Genomic DNA, 17,248 nt, shown 5'->3' on the forward strand with positions numbered 1-17,248 from the left:
TGCCTTAGCCGCGCGGGTGGCAGCGCTCGTATTCCGCCGTGTACGCGGCGATGAGGGAACGCAGCCGGGGGTGCTCGCCCAGGTCCTCGGTGAGGACCACCTTCTCGGTGCCGTCGGCCAGCGGGATCTTCCAATTCGGGTATTCGGTATCGGTGCCGGGCTGGTTTTGGGTGCGCCGCTCGCCCACCGCGTCCACCAGAGCAATGGCCTGGAGCTGGGCGGGGGTGCGGGCAATATAGCAGTGCATCGCCTCGATGAGCTCGCGTTCGGTGGGATCGTGGCTCTCCAACAACCCGCAGCCGCACAGGGTGTCAATAAGCACGCTGCGCTCGCGGCGGGCTTCTTCACGCACCTGCTCCACGGGCTCCACCAGGATATCCAGGGAGGCGCGCAGGTCCACGTGTTCGCCGGCCAGGTAGCCGGCCAGCGGGGGCAGGTCGTGGGTGTCCACCGTGACCAGGGAGGCGCTGCGGTAGTGTTCGGGGGCGCGGAAAGCTTCCCCTTCCTTTTCGAAGAGCATAACGGAGGTGCCGAAAATGCCCCGTTCGGTCAGGAAATCACGCACCCAGGGCTCCACGTTGCCCAGGTCTTCCCCGATGAGGAAGGTGCCTGAGCGCGCCGCTTCCAGCATGAGCACGCCGATGAGGGCTTCGTGGTTGTAGTACACGTAGGTGCCGTCCACCGGCTTATTGCCCGCCGGGATCCACCACAGCCGGAAGAATCCCATCACGTGGTCGATGCGCAGCGCCCCGGCATGGCGCATGACGGTGCGGGCCATATCGCGCACCGGTGCGTAGTGCTGGCGGTCGAGCTCCACCGGGTTGAAGGGCGGCGGGGACCAGTCTTGGCCGAGCTGGTTGTACATATCGGGCGGGGAGCCCACGCTCACGCCGCTGGCGAAGGCATCCGGGTTGGCCCAGGCGTCCGCGCCGCAGGCCTGCACCCCCACCGCGAGGTCGTGCACCACGCCGATGCCCATGCCGGCATCGCGCGCCACTTTCTGGGCGGCTTCCAGCTGCTGGTCCATGACCCACTGGCACCAGCAGTAGAAATCGATGCGTTCGCTCAGCTCCGTGCGTTCGCGGCGCGAGGCCAAGGTGTCGGGGCGCTCGCATTCAACCGGGAAGTGCTTGCCGTAGCGCTCAAACATCGCGCACCAGAACGCGAAATCTTCCAGGCCCTGCCCCTCAGCCGCGCGGAACGCGTCGAAATCGGCCTGGCGGGCGTGGCTGCGCGGTTCGCGGTAAATCACTTCGAGGGCGCTGCGTTTGGCTTCCCAGCAGGCGCTGCGATCCAGCAGAGTATTGTGCAGCGAGGATTCCTTAGGCGCCTGCCCCGCCCACGTGACCATGGAGCGCTTGCCGGAGTCCATATAGGCCACTTCGCGGATGTCCTCCGGGCGGATGTAGAGGGGGTTGAAGAAGCGGCGCGACGTCGGCAAATACGGCGAGTTCGTGAGCTGCCCGCACGGTTCGGCGGCGTGCAGCGGGTTAATGAGCACAAATTGCGCCCCCAGCCCGCCGAAGAGCGAGCCGAGTTCGGCCAGGTCCGCGGTGTCCCCCGTGCCCCAAGAGTCACGCGAGCGCACCGAGTAGAGCTGGCTCATGACGCCCCAGCCGGCCACGCCTTTTTCTGCCGGGGCGGGTAGGCGCGCGGGTACCACGATGAGCGCGCCGCTATGCCAGGTGGCGGCCTCCTCCCCCGCGGCTGGCGGGGTGACCTTGGCGCGCACCGTATGGTAGCCGAGCGGCAGGTTACCCGGGATGATGAAGGCGGCGCGGCCAATCATGGCACCGTCGATAAGGCGCGGGAGTTCAAAATCTTCGGACTGCACGGCGGGTAGTTCCGCGCCGTCTTCCAGTTCGTAGGTGAGGGCCACGGCGGCACCGTGGGGCACATGCACGCGGATGATCTGCTCATTGCCTTCGCGCACCACCGTGGTGGCGGGCAACACGTGGCGCCATTCGCGGCTATCGACCGTGTCCAGCGCCGCCTGCGCCGCTTCCGGAGTGGAGGTATCAATCCCCATGGCCGCGAGCACCGCGACGAGCGTATCGGCATCCACCGTCACGTATTCGCCCGCGAAACTCCAATAATGCGTTGCCACTCCGTATGCATCAGCGATGCGGTTGAGCATATCTTGCGGTGGTGAACCCGCCATGGTTCCCTCCTTGTGTCTCCCCGTGTGTCCCCGGTTGCTCGCCTCCGGTGGCGAGCCCGGTTACTAGAATATCTGCTCCGTTGCCTTTCCGTGGAATTTGGCGCCGTGGTGGGGATGGTGCGACGACGACGGCGCAGCTGGCGCGGGCACCCTGCCATGCGCCGTTGGCCCCGGGCCGGGCACCGTTGGCGCGTAGCAGGGCACCGCTGGTGCCCGGCCGGGCAGCGTCAGTCTAGGAATTCACGCGGGTATTCCGGCGTACCCGAAGCACCAGACCGGCCGCCAATGCACCGCCGGCAATCAGGCCGAGCATCGCCATTCCGCCCGCGCCGGTAGCCGGGAGGCGTGTGCCGGGAACGGCGGGGCGAGTTGGCCGCGGCGCAGGGGTTGTCGGGCCGGATGTCGGGACTGGTGCGGGCGTGGTTGGCTCCGCCGTTGGGACTGGTGCAGGCGACGTGCTTGGCCCCGTTGTCGGTTCCGGGGCTGGGGTGGTCGGGTCAATGGTGGGTTCGACCGTTGGCTCGGGCTCCACCGTCGGGACTGGTGCGGGCGACGTCGGCTCTGGCGCCGTTGGTTCCGGCTCCACCGTGGGTTCCGGCGTAGTTGGCTCCACTGTCGGCTCCGGCGCGGGCGGAGCGGGAGGCGCCACGGCCTTCACTTTCACGCGCACCTTCACCTTCGCTCCGGGAGTCACGTGGGTGCCCCGGCAGGAAAGCTGCGCGCCAGCGGCGCCATCCGTGACAGTGCAGGAGGTGCGGGGAGTCACTGCCGTGTATTGGCCAGCTTTCGCCGCTCCGACTGCGCTATCGCGGTCGGTCTCCACAATGTCCGAGAGTCCGATAATCTGCCACGTGGCGGGCGTGCCGTCGGCATAGGTGCCGCCGGTAAGCGGCAGGTTCTCCGCGGCCCACTCCCCGGAAATATAATTTCCTGGATTGCTGGCCACGAATTCAAATTCTTGTTCGGTTTCCGCCGCAACGTTGGTGGGAGCGGCGGGCGCCACCATGCTCACGCCTGTCGCTACGTCGGTCGCGCCGCTGAGCGGAGTCCCAATAACCGCGAACTCCGGAGCATTCAATTTCGGGGTGCCGCGGTACATGGTGAAGAGCCGCCCCGTATCCCCGTAGGCGGTGGTGTCACTGGCGGCGTCATAATTATCGACGGCCACCTGCCAGAATTCGCCGCTCTGATATTCGGTGAAGCCAAATAATCCTGGACGGATCATCATGCCGCTGACGAATTGGAGATTCTCATTTTCGAGCGAGCTGCTCGGCGTGGAATAGGCGTCGTCGTGCAGCTCCGCTTTATGCAATTCGTGCACCTGTACCGTGCTGGCCTCCACTAAGCCCGGCATCTTAATTCCCTGGGCGGTGATGGTGTCTCCGGTTTTCGCGCGCACCAGGCTGTTTGAGCGCATGGCCCAATATGTTCCGTCCTGGTAGAGCATTCCCTGCGCGGCCGAATGCGAGCTTTCCCCGGCGAATTCGCCGCTGTTGGTGAAATGGGTGCCGCCCCATGCGGGAGTGATGATGTCGGTAAGCGGCCGCGCCGTCACCATATCGGAGCGTTCCTTGATGAAAACATAATTCGGTTGGCCCTGGACGGGCACCAGGGCTGCGTCAAGCACCTGGTCGCCGTGGGGCATAGCGCCCAGGCGGGTGGTAACCACCTGGTTTTCCGCGGCCAAAGCGGGGTCTTTCGCTATTTTGATGAAGGAATAATTCGCGATCTCCGGGGCGCAATCCCCCTGCCCTTTCGAATATCCGGTTGCGGCGTAAATATTGCCGTCGGCGGGGTTGTAGACCATCGCTTCGACGATATTTCCGACCGTCCCTATTTTTGTTGTTTCCCAACCGGATGCGGTTCGGGTGTTTTTCCAGATTTCTGTTCGTCCGCGCGGAGCATCCGCCGGGCAGGACCCGGGGTTATCGAAAACGTGCTTCGCGGTAATAATGGAGTTGGAATCGGTGGCGAAACTTGCCGGTTGTTGTGCCAGTGCGGCAACCGAGCCTGCCCCGATAACGGCGAGCGCCGCAATAGCAGCTCCGGCGGTGCGTGTGTGGCGCGAAAAAGCTCTCAGGATAGACATGCTCTGCCCTTTCAGAGACGACTAAACTTTCCTCCATCTTAACTAATTATTCACAACTTGTGGGGAATTCCGGCGCAAAATCTATGCGGAACTGCATATCTAAAACATCAAATTATTTCGGTGCGAAAATCTATGCCTGCGAAAAATCGCACACGGCGCCCTACGGCCGTGCGGACGAGCCTACATCGTACGGGCGGGTCTACGTCGCGCAGGTGGGCCTACGCCCCGCAAGCATGCCTAAACCGTGCGCGCAGGGTAGGCGTGCCGAAGGTAGATAAAGGAAATAATCGTTGCACCCGCGATAAGCAGCCAGGTTATCCCGTAGGGCAGCGCAGAAATGCCATCTCCCGATACGAAAGCCAGGGCCACGATGGAGGTGGTCAGCGGGATAAACATCGTGGATGCGAGGGATTCCACGATCACCGCAGAGCTGGCCATCTCCTCGATGGTGATGCCGTCGGGTTCATCCGGGTCGTCGAAGAAAATATTGAGGGTGTCCAGGTAGGCGATGCCTATGCCGATCCCGGCAAGGGTCCACGCGATGCAGAAGACAGGCGTAGCTGATACCGGGCGCCACCCGAAGAAAATCCACGCCGCGAAGAAGAGCGCCGCGAGCGCGATGAAACCGAGGCCGAAAATAACACGGAGCTGATATCCGCGCCGAGACGCGGCCGGTTTGATACCGCAGACCACGCCCACAACGGCCCAGCCGAGCCCGCCGCCCATAATGATGATGCCCAGGGCGTCCGGGCCGGCCTGGTAGAGGTCGTGCGCGGTGAGGGAAACGAGTTCATTTCCCGCAAAATAGCCGCCGGTCAGGAAGAGCATGCCGGCCAGTGCGGCGCGGCGGGGTGTTTTTTGAGTGAAGGTGCCCTGCGGCATGAGGAGCACGGCCACGCGGCCCAGCACGGCCACCCCGATGACCATGAGCACGATCTTGAGCGGGCCGGATGCCGGAATAATTGTTATTCCCACGCCCGCCACGATGAGGAGGAGCGCGGTATAGGAGAAGGGTGATTCTTTGCGTTCCCCTTCGGTTTGAAGATTGAGGGCGATAACGAAGCGGGCTATCAGAAGTAGCGGGAGGTAGAGGAGCATGGCCCAGCGCCAGGAGAGCAGGTGCGTTGCCCACGCCGCATAGGCCGGGCCTACCACGGAGGAGACCACCCAGCTGGCGGAGGAAAAAGCTAGGGTGAGGCGCCGGGCACGCCCGGATAGCCCCAGCGCTACCGCGCCGATGGAAGTCATGGCCAGGGTGGAACCGGCCAGCCCCCGGATCACCGCACCGAGAAGATAGACCGAGATATGGGGCGCCGCAGCGCTGGTGCACGCACCCAGCACCAGGAACACGGTGGCGCCCATGAGGAGGCGCGGCAGCCGCATCCGATTCATGAGCGCCGCACCGATGGGCAGCCCCGCCATGGAAGCAATCGCGGATACTCCCATAATCACGCCGTAGAGGTTTTGCGCGTGCAGGTCTTTGGCCAGGATCGGCAAAATCAGCTGGTTGAGGTAGGTCTGCATTCCCCCGATAAGTTCGAGGATAATGACGGCAATAGCGATCACCAGCCCGGCGCTTCGTTTTTTCATGGTCTAACTGTAGCCGGGCCGGAAGTCCCAAGAAATACCGAAGCCGCCACAAGATCTCGCCACAAGGCCCGTCTCAAAATATGGACACATATGCTATGGTGGCTTCGTTCGACCAAGCACGCATCTTGACGCCACCGCTATAAAACAGCGCGATCCGGTGCGAAACAACACTATTCGAGCGCCACACTCTCCACGTATGCGCGATATGGCCTGTTCAGATGCTGAGATTGTGAAAGGTTTCTGTGCCCGCTTTTATCACGCATCTGCGTTCCCTACTGCCCTGCACCGATGACCTACGCGCCACCAAAAAATATTGGCGCCAAGATATCGCTGCGGGGGTCACGGTGGGAATCGTAGCCCTCCCCCTCGCCCTAGCTTTCGCTATTTCCAGCGGCCTGAGCGCGGAGGCCGGCCTCATTACCGCCATCGTTGCGGGAATTATCGCGGCAATCTTCGGCGGCTCCAATTACCAGATCTCCGGGCCCACCGGCGCCATGGCGGTCATCTTGGCACCCATCGTCGCCGCGCACGGTGCGCGAGTGGTGCCGCTCCTGTGCCTCATGGCGGGAGGCCTCATCCTCCTGGCCGGGGTGTTGGGCCTGGGGCGCGCCGTCTCCCTCATTCCCTGGCCGGTGATCGAAGGTTTCACGGTGGGCATCGCCGCCATTCTTTTCTTCCAGCAGGTCCCGAATATTATCGGCGTGGAGACGCGCGCCGGCCTGAGCACCCTGCCGGCCGACTTCGAAGCCCTCACCCGCATAACTCCCGCAACGGTGCTCACCACGGGGCTGCTCTGCCTGGCCGCCATCGTCATTATCGCGGCGTGCACGAAAATCTCGAAGAAGCTCCCCGGATCTCTCATCGCGGTACTGGTGGTAAGCTTGGCCGCCTGGGCCGCCGGCCTCACGGTGCCCACCATCGGCACCATCCCCTCCGCTCTCCCCGCACAGGTCGTCCCCGAAATCTCCATAAGCCTCCTCAGCGCCCTGGCGCCGGGCGCGCTCGCGGTGGCGGCCCTGGCGGGTATCGAGTCGCTCATCTCCGCGCGGATCGCGGCGGGGATGGTGCGCGGCGGCAGCTATTCTCCGGATCGGGAGCTGGTGGGCCAGGGCCTGGCGTCGGTGGGCTGCGGGCTTTTCGGCGGCATGCCCGCCACCGGCGCGATCGTCCGCAACGCCGTGAATGTGCGTTCGGGTGGGCGTTCGCGCCTGGCCGCCCTCATCCATTCCCTGGTTCTCATCGCGGTGGTCTACCTGGTCTCCGCCGCGGTCTCTGCTATCCCGCTCTCGGTTCTTGCCGGCGTGCTGGTGGTGACCTGCTACCGCATGATTAATCCGGATACGGTGCGCCAGGTGATGCGTTCCAACCGCTCGGATGCTTCCGTTTTCGTGATCACGGCGATTATTACGGTGGGTCTGGATATTATTTGGGCGATCACCGTGGGAATTATTATTTCCGGGATTCTGGTGTTGCGGCGCATGGCGAACCGTTCGGGTATTTTCCGCGAGGATCTCCCCTCCGATCCGAAAATTGCTATTTTGCGGGTAGACGGCACCATGTTCTTCGGCGTGGGCGACCGCATCGAGCGCGAAATCCCGCGCCTGGCGGGCGTGGACGTGGTAATTTTGCGCCTCTCCCGCGTCGGAATCGTGGACGCCACCGGGGTGCGAGCCCTGGCGCAGGTGGTGGACCGCCTGGTCGATGCCGGCAATACCGTGCTGGTCAAGGGCCTCCCCAAGCAGGTGCAGGAGATGGCCCAGCGCATGGAACTGGGCCAACTCAGCATCGGCGATTATCTTTTCACGGATATGGACGGCGCGATGGCGCAGGCCCGCCGCATCGTGGCCGCGAATGGCAGCTCCACCGCCACCGGCCGTTTCCGCGCGGTCGAAGAAACGTAAGTCCCCATCATCTACCGGTCCCGCACATTTTCTGGTACCGTTCCCGGTGACAGGACTCCCCGCACCTCTCGTAGAAGTGTCCCAGGGGAGACGTTTTTTCTCACCACCCCGCGAACCATACCTTGTCGCCTTTTCGCGCGCGTGCGAAATAGGTACGACGACGCCGCCTCCCCCGCTACCGCCTAAATGAGGGATGCACCGCACTCATGAGAATGCCCAATGCCAGCAGCACCACGCATACTGCAATCGGTAGCCACGGTGCGATCCCATAGAGCGCCGTGGACGCAACGGGGGCCAGCACATAGGCCATGCCGTTATTGGCATTGATGAGCCCGGCCATGCCGCCTTGCTCATGCGGCTCCATCTTCAGGGTGGGCGCGGTGTTATAGCCCGGCATCGCTAAACCGGAGCCGAGCCCCGCCAGCACGCAGGCCAGCACGAAAATCCACAGGTGGCTCGGGTAGAGCAGCAGGGCCACCGCCACGAAGAAGATCACCAGGCCGCGGCGGAAGAGCTGCACCGCGTTCCAGCCGAGCCGCGGTGCCAGCGCGGCCTGGGCGATGATCATGACCACTCCCATAATGGACATGCACAAGGCCGTAAATCCGGCGGTGGCCGCCGCTTCCAGCCCCAATGCGTCTTGGAGCAGGAAGCCGAACACGGTGGTCAGGGTGGAAAATACGGTGAACATGAGGAAGCCGCAGGCTAGGAAGGCGAATGCTCGCGGGTCGAAGTAGCTGACTTTAGCGGGCTTCTCCACCCGCTTTTCACCCCGGGTGGGTTTGAAGGTCACCAGCAGCACTACAACCCCGGCCAAAATCATGAGCGGCATGACCACCAGCGGCAGCATAAATCCGCCGAGGGCCGCCAGGCTCCCACCCACCAGCGCACCGAGGATGGTGGCGAATCCTTGCGCGGCGCCCAGCATGCCCACGCCTTTGACTCGCTGCGCCTCACTGTAGGTGTGGGTGATGATGTAGGTCTGGGCGGCGGGCGTGATGGCGGCAATGGATCCGCCGTACAGCAGGCCCCGGGTGAACACCACCCCGATCACCAGGGCGCTCCCAACCAACGCTCCTTGCAAGCCAAACCAGGCCACTACCGCGAAGGCCGCGAGCGCGGTGGCCGCGCCGAGCATGCCGGTCACCAGGATGGGGCGGGTGCCCCGCCGCAAGGAGACCCTCCCCCACGTGGTTGAGCTAAGCGAGAGCACGATGGCCGCCAGGGAGATCGTCGCCCCGATATGCCATTCTTGCAGGCCGATTTCGCGCGAGAGCGGGGCAATAATCGGGTTGAGAATCATCTGGCCCATATAGGCCAGTAACACGGTGAGAAATAGTGGGAACAGGCCAGGAATCTGGCCCTTTGTCGAGCCAGGCTCCAATTCCGGTTCCGCTGCCGGTTGCGGGTGAGTATTCGCGTCGGTCATAGCGCTTCCTTTTCAGAAGTAATGGGTGAACGGCACACACACTAGAACACTGTTCTAGTAATGTCAATGCGGGGTGGCGATATGCTGGGCATATGCACGCTAAATCCGTGAACACCGGCCGGCGCGTCGGCCTGACCCAGGATAAGATTCGCCACGCTGCCCAGGCCCTTTCCCGTGACCGCGGCATCGAAAATTGGTCGATTCGCGATTTAGCGCTTGAACTCAAGGTCTCCCCTTCGGTGATTTACCACTACTTCGCCAATCGGGACGCCATCGTCGATGCCGTGATAGCGCATCTCATCGGCTCCATCGCCCTGCCCGAAGCAAGCCTGGAGTGGAAAGAGTGGTTCATGGCGCTGGCGCAGAACGCCCGCCCGGTTCTGCTTGAACATCCGGGGGTAACGGAGCGGATGATGCACGGCAATTTCAGTGCCGAGATGCTCCCCCTCCTTGAAGCATCTTTCGAAAAATTGCACGAGGCCGGTTTCCGCCATCACGCCCCGCAGGCCTACACCATGATTATCAATACAATTCTGTGGGCGATCACGGCGCGCAATTTGCGCAGCCCCACTCGCCGCGAGCAGCGCCACGATCTAGGCCGCATGGTCGCCCAGGCCCAGCCCCTGGCCGCCACTTCCACCGCGCTCACCGATATGCTCACCAACTACCTGCTGCCCCTCACGGATCCGCAGCACGAAAACCAGATGAGCCAGGAATACTTCACCATCATGGTGCAAGCCCTCCTGGTGGGCCTGGAACAAACGCTCCTCCCCCGCGAAAGCACCGAGTAGCGCGTACCGACGTTCACTTATACATCTAAGATTGTTATAATTCTACAACTCGACGGCGACTTCACGAGATTCTTCGATCTTCCGGTAAGCCGTTGCAATTTAGGTTTCCAGGTGCCACTCCAGGCTCACACGGCACCGCTTCCATGGTGTGTAGACTACATAGGAATGGGAATGGGAATGGGAATGTGAGGAGACAATATGGGGTACCCGCTAGATATTAAAACAGTTGCAGTCACAGAGCTTTCACTCGACCTGCGCAATTATCGCATGCCGATCCACGCTACCGACGAGAATGAGGCCATTCTGTATCTTATTCAGAATGAAAAGGTCTTTGAACTAGCTAGCGAGATTCTAAAGGCCGGCTACCTCGACAACGAAATCCCCCTTGTCACCTCTACGGATACTGGATATACAGTTCTCGAAGGAAATCGCCGCGTTACAGTACTGAAACTACTGAATAACCCCGCACTCGCCCATCGCTTCGGAGATAAAATCGCGACACAATATGATCGACTTGTCACAAAATACAAGAGCGAATTGGCCGATATTCCATCTCACATCCGCGTTATGGTCTCGGAATCCGCAGATGAACTCCAGCCACATATAGCGCGACTACACACGCAAACAGCAAAGAAGCAATGGTCTACCGAGCAACAGGCACAGTTTTATTACGTCCAGATTGAATCCGGATCGACCGTCGCAGATTTAAAGTCGCGTTATAATTTAAAATCCCGTCTCAATCGGCTTTTGCAAGCGGGATCATTTTTCGCTCTGGTCGACGCACTGCGTGGGCGGCTCACCGAAGAAGAAGTGAAACTATTAGCATCGGTCAAGGCATCCCCTCTCGAATACGCGCTCCGGCTGGAAGAGATTCGCCAACTTACTGGGCTGAAATTTACAAAAGAAGGTCTATTCGCTCCCTGCGGGACGACACCAAAGGAAATGGCAGATAGATTAACTGACGACCAGCTGGTTATTCTCGTGCGGTTAGCGCAACTCATGAAGGAAGGGGAACCACCTCTAAATACCCGTCATCCGATTCACAAAGGTGACGAAAAAGCTCGCTCGGAAGTTCTAAGTTTCCTTTCCAACGGTGATACGCCCCCAATAAATAAAGAACAAGATCAAGGGCACCAGGACAACTGCGCTAAAAAATCTTCACCTGAATCGGAGCCCTTTTCCCGTCCAAAAAGCGAGACAAGTAACAATCATTCCCCGAAATCCCCTGGCGAGAGCTCGCAACCAAGCGTCGATGCCACCCTCGACTCAGACGTCTTTAAAAACGGAAATATTAGCCTTAAGAATGCATTAAGGAAAAATCTAAAAGATGGATCGCACAATGACGATAACCAGCTCGGCGTCAAGTACGTCCACCCAACTTTCACCATCAACGAATCCGTTGAGTTTGAGCACGTAAATGGCCTCCTTTATGGAGTATTCACTTACGGAAACCTACCAGCTAACCAAACAAACAGGCGCGCGAAGCTCTACCTTATTACTCCAGCGCTCCGGTCCCTTTTCGAACTCACTCTGTCCGCGTTGGACCTTTCAAATATACCGGACATGAAGTTGCCTTCCCGTCCCCACTCCAACCATAAGCAAAATGTAGACTATGTTGTCGAAAAACTATCGGACAATTGGGGCTGCGGACTGTTTATTGGACATTATCGCTTAAAACCGCTTGACGATGCTCCACAATCGTTAAACCATCGAACTTCAAGGTAATACGCTTCTGGTTATAGAAGAACATATACTCGTCTATCGCCTCGCATAACTCATCGGTTGTAGCCCACTTCTTCCCGTGATAAATCTCGGTTTTCATCCGCCCGAAAAACCCCTCACAAGCAGAATTATCCGGACTACACCCCTTCTTCGACATCGACCGCGTCAACCCGTAACGCCGCGTAAGCTCAATCCAGGACACAGACCGGTAGTGGACTCCCCGATCCGAATGGATCACGAGTGGATGCTCACTCTGGCCGGCTTGTAGCTCGTTTAGACGCTGGTGCGGGAGGGTTGCCAGGGCGTTTTCAAGGGAGGAATCAGCCAACACTGAGGTTGGGTGTAATCCCCTCGTATACGCCACGACTTTCCCGTCATAACAGTCAATAATCGGGGAGAGATAAACCTTCCCGTTAGCTGCGTGGAACTCGCTGATATCCGTGAGCCAAAGCCGTCCGGGCTCATCAGCGTGGAAGTCACGCTCGACTAGGTTTTCCGGTGCCGGGCTGATCTCCCCGCCGTAACTAGAGTACTTCCGGCGTGCTTTGGCATACCTGACCGGGATTTCCTCTTCCCGCATCAAGCGCTGGATGACTTTCTCCGAGACCACATACCCAAGCTTTCTAAGCGCTAAACGGATACGCCGATACCCATACGTATACAAGCCCTCGCGCGCGATCTGAGCGATCAACTCACGCAAGCGAGCATGCTTGTCAGGCCGCTCTAGCTGTTTAGCGGTGTAATAGTACGAGCTTGCCGGCAAATCCAAGGTATCTAAGACCATGGCTAGCGGCGTGGTAGAGCGTAGCTGGTTAGCTACCCGTGTTTTCTCTACCGCTTCACTGCGCCCGCCTGTGCGGGCTTTTCCTTTTTTTGCTAGCTCGAGCTGGGCTTTCAAGACGCGTTTCTGCACGATTAAATCGGCTACAAGAGCACGTAATTCTTCCGGGTCTTGGGGTAGCTGGGCTTCCAGTTGGTGGCGGGTTTTCGCTTTGATCTGGTCGCATTCTTTCTCGTTCATGAGTCCTAGACTGCCTTCCGCATCCCACTTTTTAACCCAAGCATAGATGTTTGTGCAGTTCACGATTCCTAGATCCTGGGCGATAGTGTAGGCGTTTTCCCCGCTGCGGAATCGCTTGCAGGCAGTTACTTTCACGTCCGTTGATATTTTCTGGTTAGGGGCGTGTTTCTTCGGTTTTCTCTGCTCTGGTTTCTCGTTGCTATTCCGGATCCATTTGTAGAGCGTGTCTCGGCCTGGGTAGCCCAGTTTACGGACTGTGGCGGTTACCGATTGCGTGCGTTGGTAGGTGGTGAGGGCTTTACGGATCTGCTCTCTCGTGTACGTACGCTTACTCATTGAACGTTCTCCTTAAAAATCTCTAGGAAACCGTCCGCACCCCCATTCCTTCCTCACTTATGTTTCAAAACAGTTCCCAGAATTCGGCGGATACAAGAAGCTCAAATCAACGTTCGATGCATGCAATTTTTCAGAAGCTGCTGGCACCTATGGAAATCTAGCAGCACATGCGTCCTATCAGAACCTGACAGGGCAGCACGTTATAAGCGCTTTCAATGCGGCAGTACTTTTCGCCTTCCTCTCTCAATGGTATGCGGACTATAAAACTAAATAAGTATATTTTCGACTACTCTACATACCTGCAACCTTATTTATGATTGCAATTTTATCCGCCAGGTACCGTGATGTTATTAAAAGTTCCTGAGCGGTTGTTTTCTTATGCGCTGAATAAGTAATCGAGAGAGGCACACAGTAATCATTGCGGTACAAGTCTCTAACGAGAGGGTGGTTATCATAAGTGATCACCCACCGCCCTTCTGGGTATTCATGGATGACATTGGCTAGACTCATATGGTCGTAGCCGTCAAAAGCGTTAAGGTATAGTCTCGAGCCCGCTTGAACATACGGGGGATCAATATAAAGAAGCGTACTCTCATCATTGCCATAAGCACTAATAATGTCGCGACCATCCTTGTTTGTCACCAACATCTGGTCAAGATGCGGAATTAAATCCGTGACACGTTTAACCAGCGCCCCTCGGTTAAATCTAGCATCCATCTTATAATTACCGGTTTGCTTTTTACCACCAATCACACCTGCATTGAGGATTCCCGACCTGTTCGTACGATTGAGATAGAAGAATGCTAGTCCTAACTCCGGGCTTGGACAGAGCGCCTCCCTATATATTGTTCTTTGATAATTCCATTGTTCAACGTCGAGTGGAACGTTTTCAATGAACGATACCAAGCGGTCCACGTTATTCTTGAAAAGCTTCCAAAATGAGTAAACAGCAGGATCGAGATCATTGATGTGCAACTCATTAACCTGGCCGGAAGAAAGAAGGGCAATTCCTGCACCGGCACCACCTGCGTAGGGTTCCACATAACGTCGAATACCACCATCCGAGTCGAGAATTTTAGAAAGAAACCCGGCCAGTTTCGCCTTCCCCCCTGGATACCGAAGTGGCGATAATGACGAGAAAGTACGTCTAGCTACAATGCATAGCGCATCGGTTTGCCCTTCGCATTCGGCTACGCAACTAGTGTTGATCAAACCCATAGATATTCTCCCATCCCCTAATAGTACGGGACAAAGCAAGGGAGAGGGCGATTTCCCCCGACACCTCACTTGACAAGATTCAACGAGCCTAAAAAGCGGTTCAACCCCCTGCCTATGCACGCGAAACATCAGAGCCACCGCCTAAGATAGTCCCATACCACCCCGGCCCGCACCCGCGCGCCCGGGCCCGCCGTGAAAGGAGCCGCGCGTGGCACTGACCCTATCCACCATCGAGGAAAGCGTGCGCGCGCTGGCCGGCCAACCCAGCTACACCCGCGATTTCTTCTTTGACCTGCTGCGCGCGTACGGCATCTCAAAATCTTCCATCGCCCGCCTGCGTTCCACCACCGCCAGCTCGATCAACGTCGCGGCCGACCGCGAACACGAAATTGCGTGGAAAAACAAGCTGTACATCCGCAAAACCTCCGGCGACCTCGTGGCCGCGGCCCTCGATCTCAAAACCAGCGACACCGCGATCCGCTACAACACCCGTTTCGTCATCGCCACCGATTACATCAGCCTCGCCGCTTTCGATACGAAAACGGGCGATTCCCTCATCACCCCGCTCGCGCAGATCGACAAAAACATCACATTCTTCCTGCCGTGGGCGAATATGGAGCGCCGCGATTTCGCCTCGGATACCAAAGCGGACCGCCGCGCCGCCGAACACATGAGCAAGCTCTACGACGACCTCCTCGAAGCCAGCCCGGATATGCTCACCGACGCCGCGTCCCGCCACGGCCTCAATATTTTCTTCACCCGCCTCCTTTTCTGTTTCTTCGCGGAGGACACCGGCATTTTCGCGCGCGGCCAGTTCACCAGCGCCATCGGCTCTTTCACCGCCCGCGACGGCTCCGACACCGCGGAATTCCTCCGCACCCTCTTCCGCGCCCTCGACACCCCGAACGCCGCGGACAAACCCGTCTACCTGCAAGACTTCCCGTACGTCAATGGTCGCCTTTTCCGTATTAATAACGACGACGACGCCTCTTTGGCGGTCCCCCACTTCACCATGGCGGCCCGGGACTCCCTCTTGCGGCTCGGCACCCTGGATTGGTCAGAAATCAACCCTGATATTTTCGGTTCCATGTTCCAGGGCGTGGTCGATAAGCAGCAGCGCGCCAACCTGGGTCAGCACTACACCTCGGTTCCCAATATCTTCAAAACCATCCGCCCGCTCTTCCTGGACGAGTTGGAAAAGCAATACGATGCTGCCGCCAATTCAGTAAAGAAACTGCGGGATTTGCTGGCTCGTATCCAAAGCATTAAGGTATTCGATCCCGGGTGCGGCAGCGGCAATTTCCTTGTTATTGCTTATAAAGCGCTGCGCCAGCTGGAGCACCGAATCCTGGAACGCATCGATAGCCTCTCCACCTCGGGCTCCTGGTCTTTGCTGGGGATGGGCGAGGAAGAAAAGTTGGGCGCAGCTACCCTGGGCCTGGCTTCGTCGGTTATCAATATCGAGAACTTCTACGGCATCGAAATCGATGACGTCTCGGTCGAAATGGCGATCCTCTCGCTCTGGATCGCTAAGCACCAGATGAATGAGGAATTCGCGGAGAAATTCGGCGTGGATATTCCCCTCATCCCGCTCAAGGAAACCGGGCATATTGTGCACGGGAATGCCACCCGCCTCGACTGGAACGAGGTCTGCCCCAATAACGGAACAGATGAAATTTACATTATCGGAAATCCACCCTATGTAGGAAGTACATACCAGACCAAGGATCAGAAGGAGGACTTCGCCTATGTTTTCGATAGCGCGAAGTATCCGAAGAAGCTCGATTACGTTGCCCTCTGGTTCATTAAGGGCGCCAATTACATTCGCGGCACCCGAGCCAAGCTCGCTTTTGTGACCACGAATTCCATTACCCAGGGCGAGCAGGTCGCTCTGCTCCACCCCTACGTTTTCACGGGCGGCATTGAAATCGGCTACGCCTACACCTCCTTCAAGTGGAGCAATAACGCCTCCCATAATGCCGGAGTAACCGTGGCCGTTATCAGCCTGCGCAACGAATCTTCCGAACCGAAATGCCTCTTCACGGACCTGGTGCGAACTCCGGTTGAGAATATTAACGCCTACCTCATTGCTGGTGAGAGCACCTTCGTCACTGCAAGAAGCACAACTTTATCCCCGTTCCTACCAAAAATGACCAAGGGATCCCAACCGACTGACGGCGGTAACCTCATCCTTTCGGATCAGGAAGCTGAAGACCTCCTCACTAGCCATCCCGAGCTTTCCGAAGTCCTCAAGCAGTTCGTGGGAGCTGACGACTACATCAATGGGAAAGACCGCTACTGCCTGTGGCTCACGGAAGAAAACCGGCACGAAGCAGCCGAGATTCCGGAGGTGAAGCGGCGCCTGGAGCACGTTTCCGCTATGCGTTCGGCCAGCACAAAGAAGCAGACCCAAGAGTTTGCTGCTATTCCTTGGCGATTTGGGGAAGTCCGCTATAAGCCTACGGATTCGATTATCGTTCCAAGTGTTTCTTCGGAACGCCGTGAGTACGTTCCCGTCGGCTACCTTGGCCCAGACACCATCATTTCCAATCTGGCGTTCGCTATCTACGATGCTGAGCCGTGGCTGTTCGCCTTGCTCACCTCGAAAATGCATATGGCTTGGCTACGCGCTGTTGGGGGCCAGCTCGAAACCCGGCTACGCTACTCGAATACCTTGGTTTATAACACTTTCCCCGTGCCAGAGTTGTCGGCGTCGTCGAAAGAAGAACTTACGAAACGTGCGCTACGCGTACTCGATGTACGCGAATACCACTGCGAAAAAACCTTAGCCGAGCTCTACGACCCGGACCTTATGCCACGCAACCTCCGCGAAGCGCACGAAAAAATTGACGAGGCAGTCGATAGACTTTATCGCAACAAGCCCTTTGCTTCTGATGAGGAGCGGCTGGCCGTCCTGTTTGAGAAATATCAGCAGCTCGTTGCGGCGGAGGGGAAGTAGCGTGGCGCGCGCCGCCGGGAGTGAGGAAGAT

10 protein-coding genes are annotated in these 17,248 nt (G+C 58.6%); 4 read left to right on the top strand and 6 right to left on the bottom strand.

From position 1 onward, the window contains the following. Positions 1 to 4: 4 nt before the first annotated feature. The 3 genes from malQ to CZ322_RS09235 form a co-directional block, all read right to left on the bottom strand. Positions 5 to 2,161, bottom strand: coding sequence for a 4-alpha-glucanotransferase (gene malQ, locus CZ322_RS09225; RefSeq protein WP_087071051.1), 2,157 nt, complete (start codon positions 2,159 to 2,161; stop codon positions 5 to 7). Positions 2,162 to 2,393: 232 nt separating this feature from the next. Further along, positions 2,394 to 4,250: a hypothetical protein gene (locus tag CZ322_RS09230; RefSeq protein ID WP_087071052.1), complete on the bottom strand. Its 1,857-nt coding sequence runs from the start codon at positions 4,248 to 4,250 to the stop codon at positions 2,394 to 2,396. A 237-nt stretch (positions 4,251 to 4,487) separates the two neighbouring features. Continuing rightward, positions 4,488 to 5,840 carry an MFS transporter gene (locus tag CZ322_RS09235; RefSeq protein WP_087071053.1) on the bottom strand — a complete coding sequence of 451 codons (1,353 nt, stop codon included), beginning with the start codon at positions 5,838 to 5,840 and terminating at the stop codon, positions 4,488 to 4,490. Positions 5,841 to 6,082: 242 nt separating this feature from the next. Here CZ322_RS09235 and CZ322_RS09240 point away from each other — a divergent pair, with 242 nt between their 5' ends. Then, positions 6,083 to 7,741: a SulP family inorganic anion transporter gene (locus tag CZ322_RS09240; RefSeq protein ID WP_087071054.1), complete on the top strand. Its 1,659-nt coding sequence runs from the start codon at positions 6,083 to 6,085 to the stop codon at positions 7,739 to 7,741. A gap of 175 nt (positions 7,742 to 7,916) precedes the next feature. Here CZ322_RS09240 and CZ322_RS09245 read toward each other — a convergent pair whose 3' ends face one another. Then, complete coding sequence (locus tag CZ322_RS09245) at positions 7,917 to 9,170, bottom strand: MFS transporter (protein ID WP_234984527.1); 1,254 nt, start codon at positions 9,168 to 9,170, stop codon at positions 7,917 to 7,919. 92 nt (positions 9,171 to 9,262) lie between these two features. On the opposite strand from CZ322_RS09245, the gene CZ322_RS09250 reads away from it, so the two are divergent. Together CZ322_RS09250 and CZ322_RS09940 are read left to right on the top strand one after the other, a co-directional pair. Beyond that, positions 9,263 to 9,961 (top strand): TetR/AcrR family transcriptional regulator, encoded by a 699-nt coding sequence (locus CZ322_RS09250; protein ID WP_087071055.1) that lies wholly within the window; start codon positions 9,263 to 9,265, stop codon positions 9,959 to 9,961. A gap of 198 nt (positions 9,962 to 10,159) precedes the next feature. Next, complete coding sequence (locus tag CZ322_RS09940) at positions 10,160 to 11,686, top strand: hypothetical protein (RefSeq protein WP_143231896.1); 1,527 nt, start codon at positions 10,160 to 10,162, stop codon at positions 11,684 to 11,686. Here CZ322_RS09940 and CZ322_RS09255 read toward each other — a convergent pair. Continuing rightward, a complete protein-coding gene (locus tag CZ322_RS09255; protein WP_087069845.1) occupies positions 11,616 to 13,040 on the bottom strand; it encodes an IS3 family transposase in 1,425 nt (474 codons plus the stop codon). The genes CZ322_RS09940 and CZ322_RS09255 overlap by 71 nt on opposite strands. Before the next feature lie 291 nt (positions 13,041 to 13,331). Further along, positions 13,332 to 14,258 carry a DNA adenine methylase gene (locus CZ322_RS09260; RefSeq protein WP_087071056.1) on the bottom strand — a complete coding sequence of 309 codons (927 nt, stop codon included), beginning with the start codon at positions 14,256 to 14,258 and terminating at the stop codon, positions 13,332 to 13,334. A gap of 208 nt (positions 14,259 to 14,466) precedes the next feature. Here CZ322_RS09260 and CZ322_RS09265 point away from each other — a divergent pair, with 208 nt between their 5' ends. Beyond that, on the top strand, positions 14,467 to 17,217 hold the full coding sequence (locus CZ322_RS09265; protein WP_180948631.1) for a DNA methyltransferase: 2,751 nt from the start codon (positions 14,467 to 14,469) through the stop codon (positions 17,215 to 17,217). Positions 17,218 to 17,248: the final 31 nt, after the last annotated feature.

The organism is Actinotignum timonense, assembly GCF_900155575.1.
GTDB classification, from domain to species: Bacteria; Actinomycetota; Actinomycetes; order Actinomycetales; family Actinomycetaceae; genus Actinotignum; species Actinotignum timonense.

Bases quoted from the DNA above. Each gene is read 5' to 3' on its own strand.
- CZ322_RS09940 (WP_143231896.1), top strand. From the start codon at position 10,160: ATGGGGTACCCGCTAGATATTAAAACAGTTGCAGTCACAGAGCTTTCA.
- malQ (WP_087071051.1), bottom strand. From the start codon at position 2,161: ATGGCGGGTTCACCACCGCAAGATATGCTCAACCGCATCGCTGATGCA.
- CZ322_RS09255 (WP_087069845.1), bottom strand. From the start codon at position 13,040: ATGAGTAAGCGTACGTACACGAGAGAGCAGATCCGTAAAGCCCTCACC.
- CZ322_RS09260 (WP_087071056.1), bottom strand. From the start codon at position 14,258: ATGGGTTTGATCAACACTAGTTGCGTAGCCGAATGCGAAGGGCAAACC.
- CZ322_RS09235 (WP_087071053.1), bottom strand. From the start codon at position 5,840: ATGAAAAAACGAAGCGCCGGGCTGGTGATCGCTATTGCCGTCATTATC.
- CZ322_RS09230 (WP_087071052.1), bottom strand. From the start codon at position 4,250: ATGTCTATCCTGAGAGCTTTTTCGCGCCACACACGCACCGCCGGAGCT.
- CZ322_RS09245 (WP_234984527.1), bottom strand. From the start codon at position 9,170: ATGACCGACGCGAATACTCACCCGCAACCGGCAGCGGAACCGGAATTG.
- CZ322_RS09250 (WP_087071055.1), top strand. From the start codon at position 9,263: ATGCACGCTAAATCCGTGAACACCGGCCGGCGCGTCGGCCTGACCCAG.